This window comes from Microvirga sp. P4_G7 (genome assembly GCF_056401005.1).
In genome coordinates this window covers 1-3,735 of record NZ_JBFUKD010000358.1, presented here as the reverse complement: position 1 = coordinate 3,735, position 3,735 = coordinate 1, and the positions used below count along the sequence as shown (strand labels likewise).

4 protein-coding genes and 1 pseudogene are annotated in these 3,735 nt (G+C 64.4%); 3 read left to right on the top strand and 2 right to left on the bottom strand.

From position 1 onward, the window contains the following. Together AC1DT3_RS14510 and AC1DT3_RS14505 are read left to right on the top strand one after the other, a co-directional pair. The coding region (locus tag AC1DT3_RS14510) for a M23 family metallopeptidase (protein WP_477465952.1) at positions 1-879 on the top strand (879 nt) is incomplete at its 5' end. A 6-nt stretch (positions 880-885) separates the two neighbouring features. Then, a complete protein-coding gene (locus AC1DT3_RS14505; protein ID WP_477465951.1) occupies positions 886-1,803 on the top strand; it encodes an AEC family transporter in 918 nt (305 codons plus the stop codon). On the opposite strand, the gene gluQRS is transcribed toward AC1DT3_RS14505, so the two are convergent. Continuing rightward, complete coding sequence (gluQRS, locus tag AC1DT3_RS14500; protein ID WP_477465950.1) at positions 1,782-2,675, bottom strand: tRNA glutamyl-Q(34) synthetase GluQRS; 894 nt, start codon at positions 2,673-2,675, stop codon at positions 1,782-1,784. The two genes, AC1DT3_RS14505 and gluQRS, sit on opposite strands and share 22 nt — an antisense overlap. Positions 2,676-2,806: 131 nt before the next feature. On the opposite strand from gluQRS, the gene AC1DT3_RS14495 reads away from it, so the two are divergent. Continuing rightward, positions 2,807-3,484 (top strand): alpha/beta hydrolase, encoded by a 678-nt coding sequence (locus AC1DT3_RS14495; RefSeq protein ID WP_477465949.1) that lies wholly within the window; start codon positions 2,807-2,809, stop codon positions 3,482-3,484. A gap of 3 nt (positions 3,485-3,487) precedes the next feature. Here AC1DT3_RS14495 and AC1DT3_RS14490 read toward each other — a convergent pair. Further along, a pseudogene (locus AC1DT3_RS14490) lies at positions 3,488-3,735 on the bottom strand (hydroxyacid aldolase); the annotation flags it as partial.

The following is a 3,735-nucleotide window of genomic DNA, read 5'->3' as shown; positions in this document are numbered from 1 at the left end:
CCGCAGGACGACGCCAACCAGGGCACCGAAGTCGCCACCGGGGAAGACGACGAGGACGACGACGGCCGTGGCGTTCGCCTCTACGAGAGCCTCTACGAGACCGCCCTCAAGAACGATCTCTCCCGGCAGACCGTCGACGATCTGGTGCGGATCTTCGGTTACGACGTTGATTTTCAGCGCCGCGTTTCTCCTGGCGACACCTTTGAAGTTTTCTTTGGCGCCGACGACGAAACCGGCAATACACCGCCTGAGATTCTCTACGCCGCACTCACCGTCGGCGGCGAGCCGCGCCGGGTCTATCGCTACCAGGGCGACGATGGTGTGGTCGACTTCTTCGACGAAGGCGGACGCTCGCTCAAGAAATTCTTGCTCCGCAAACCGATCGCCGAAGGAATCCTGCGCTCCGGTTTCGGCTCACGCTTCCACCCCATTCTCGGCTACAGCCGGCCGCATACGGGTGTCGACTGGGCCAACCGCATCGGCACGCCGATCATCTCGGCCGGTAACGGCACCGTCATCAAGGCGGGCTGGGAATCAGGCTATGGCCGCCGGGTCGAGGTTCAGCACGCCAACGGCTATGTGACCGCCTACAACCACATGTCCTCTTTCGGCAAAGGCGTTGCGCCGGGTACCCGGGTGAAGCAGGGACAGATCGTCGGTTATCTCGGCAGTTCAGGTCTCTCGACCGGGCCGCATTTGCATTATGAAGTGATCATCAACGGCCACTTCGTCGACCCGATGAAGATCCGCCTGCCCCGCGGACGGGAGCTCGAGGGCCGCGGCCTGACGGATTTCAAGCGCCAGCGGGAACAGATCGACGACCTACTGTCCAATGCCACGGCGACGACCAACGTCGCCCAAAGGGCCGACCTGCGCTGATCGCCGATGCTCGATTCCCTCGCCATTGTCCTGCCGGTCTTCGGCCTGATCGGTATCGGCTATGGCGCCAACCGGATCGGCCTGATCAGCCAACGCACCGGCGAAGGCCTGTCTGAATTCGTCTTTACGCTCGCCCTGCCCTGCCTGATCTTCCGCACGCTCGTGAAGGCCGAAATCCCTCCGGTTCAGCCGTGGGGTTACTGGATCTCCTATTTCGTCGGCGTCGCGCTCGTCTGGGCCGCGGCGACGATGATCGGGCGTCGATTTTATGGCCTCACGGGAATCTCCTCGGTCGTCGCCGGCTTTTCCGCGGGTCAGGCCAATACGGTTTTCGTGGGCGTGCCGATGATCCTCAAGGCCTATGGCGACGAAGGCGCCGTGCCGCTGTTTCTCTTGATCGCGGTCCACCTGCCGGTGACGATGACGCTCGCCACCCTGCTCGCCGAGGGACGCGGTGTGTCCCCCCTCATGCTGATCCGGAAACTGCTGACCCATCCCATCGTCGTCGGCATTCTCGCCGGCAGCGTCTTTCGCCCCGTGGCGGCGCACGTTCCAATGCCGATCTGGCAGGTGGTCGACCTGTTGGGCAGTGCCGCTATCCCCTGCGCCCTGATCGCGATGGGAATTTCGCTGCGGCGCTACGGCATGAGCATGGGATGGCAATTGCCGACGATCATCTCGGTGCTCAAGCTGATCGTCCATCCCCTCATCGTGCTCCTGTTGGCGACGAAGGTCTTCGACATGCCGCCGGCCTGGTCCGGTGTCGCGGTGCTGTTCGCGTGCTGTCCGTCCGGCATCAATGCGTATCTCTTTGCCGAGCGCTACGGCGAGGGCATCGCCATCGCCTCCGCCTCCATCGCTTTGTCGACGGCGCTGGCGATCGGGTCGACGTTGTTCTGGCTTCAGATCCTCGGCGTCGGCTGAACCGGAAAGCCGAGATGCGCGCGGATCGTCTGCGCACGCACACCCCGTTCGATCAGGGATGCGAGCGCCTCCGATTGCCGACTCTTCGCCAGTTTCTCGCCGAGCGGGTCTTCGACGAGGTCATGATGGTGGTAGAGGGGCGTCGGCAGGCCGAGGAGTCGCTGCAGCAACACGTGAAGATCGGTCGCCGCCTCCAGATCGCGGCCGCGCACCACATGCGTCACGCCCTGGTCGGCATCGTCGACGACGACCGAGAGATGATAGCTCGTCGGCGTGTCCTTGCGGACGATGACCGCGTCGCCCCATCGGGCCGGCTCGGCGACGACGGTTTCGATGGATCCGTCGCGCTCGAAGCGCTCGTACCGGTGCGGACTGGGAAAGTGGGCAAGCGCCCCCTCCATATCGAGCCGCCAGGCATGTGCTTCCCCTAGAGCGACGCGGCGTGCGGCGACGTCTCCCGGAACGTCACGGCACAAACGCGGGTAGAGCGGCGTGCCGTCGGGATCGCGCGGCCAAGCCTTGCCTTCGGCCTCCTTCGCCGCGACCGCGTCGAGAATCGTCTTGCGGGAGCAAAAGCAGGGATAGAGCACACCGAGGGATTTCAGCCGTTCCGCAGCCGCTTGGTAATCGGCGAAATGATCGGATTGCCGACGCACCGGCTTTTCCCATTGGAGGCCGAGCCAGGCGAGATCGTCCTCGATCGCCTGTTCGAACGCTGGCTTGCAACGCTCCCGATCGATATCTTCGATCCGCAGCAGCAGGTGCCCGCCGAAACGTTCCGCGAAATCCTGGTTGAGCAACGCGGAATAGGCATGGCCCAGATGAAGCCTTCCGTTGGGGCTTGGAGCGAATCGCAACACCGGGGGGATCATAAACCCACCCCGTCGCTGGTCTTCGACATCGGCAGCCCTTGACCCGGGCGAGACGGCGCGGTTGATCTGCGGACCGGATCGAGACGCTCCGCGACTGCCCTATTGTCGTCTCTCACAGACAGGTTTCGCGCATGGTCGCCCTCGACGGTCCCCGCATCGCACCTTCCTCCGGCCATGCCAAACAACTGGTCGTGTTCATCCACGGTCGAGGCGCGAACGGGAACGATCTCATCGAACTCGCGCATCAATGGCAGGATTGGTTGCCGGACACCGCCTTTGCCGCGCCCGATGCGCCCGATGCGTGCCAGGGAGCGCCGATGGGGCGGGAGTGGTTCCCGCTCACCTTGCGCGACCCGAGCGAATTCTGGCGCGGGGTGCAATATGCCGGACCGGCACTCGAGGCGTTTTTGGAGGCGGAACTGGCACGCTATGGGCTCGACGGCTCGCGGCTCGCTCTCGTCGGATTCAGCCAGGGGACGATGATGGCGCTGCATGTCGGTTTGCGCCGCGCCGTCGCTCCCGCCGCGATCGTCGGATTCTCGGGCCTGCTGGTCCTCGATTCCGATAAGGGCCCGGACGGCCTGAAGGCAGATGCCACGAACAAGCCGCCGATCCTGTTGACGCATGGCGACCGCGACGAAGTCCTGCCCGTCGAGATGTTCTTTTTCTCGAAAGAGGCGCTGGCGACAGCGGAAATCCCGTCCCAATGGCATCTCTCTCGCGGGGTCGGCCATGGGATCGATGGAGACGCTCTTCAGCACGGCGGCCTGTTCCTCACCCAATCCTTCGGGCTTCCCTTTCCGAAATAGGGCTCAACCGCGCGCCGCGCTCAAGACCGAATCGGCGCCGATGCGCAGAAGGCCGGCATCGGTCCCGATCGACACCAGATCGAAGCCTTTTCGGGCGAGTTCGGCCGCGCGTTCGCCGGTCGCCGCGTAAATTCCGGCACGCTTGTTCGCCGCCTTCGCACGGCCGAGCACGTGGCCGATCGCGGTTTCGACCTCCCGGCTGACCGGGTCCTTCGATCGTCCGCCCGACAACCCGATCGACAGATCGGTGG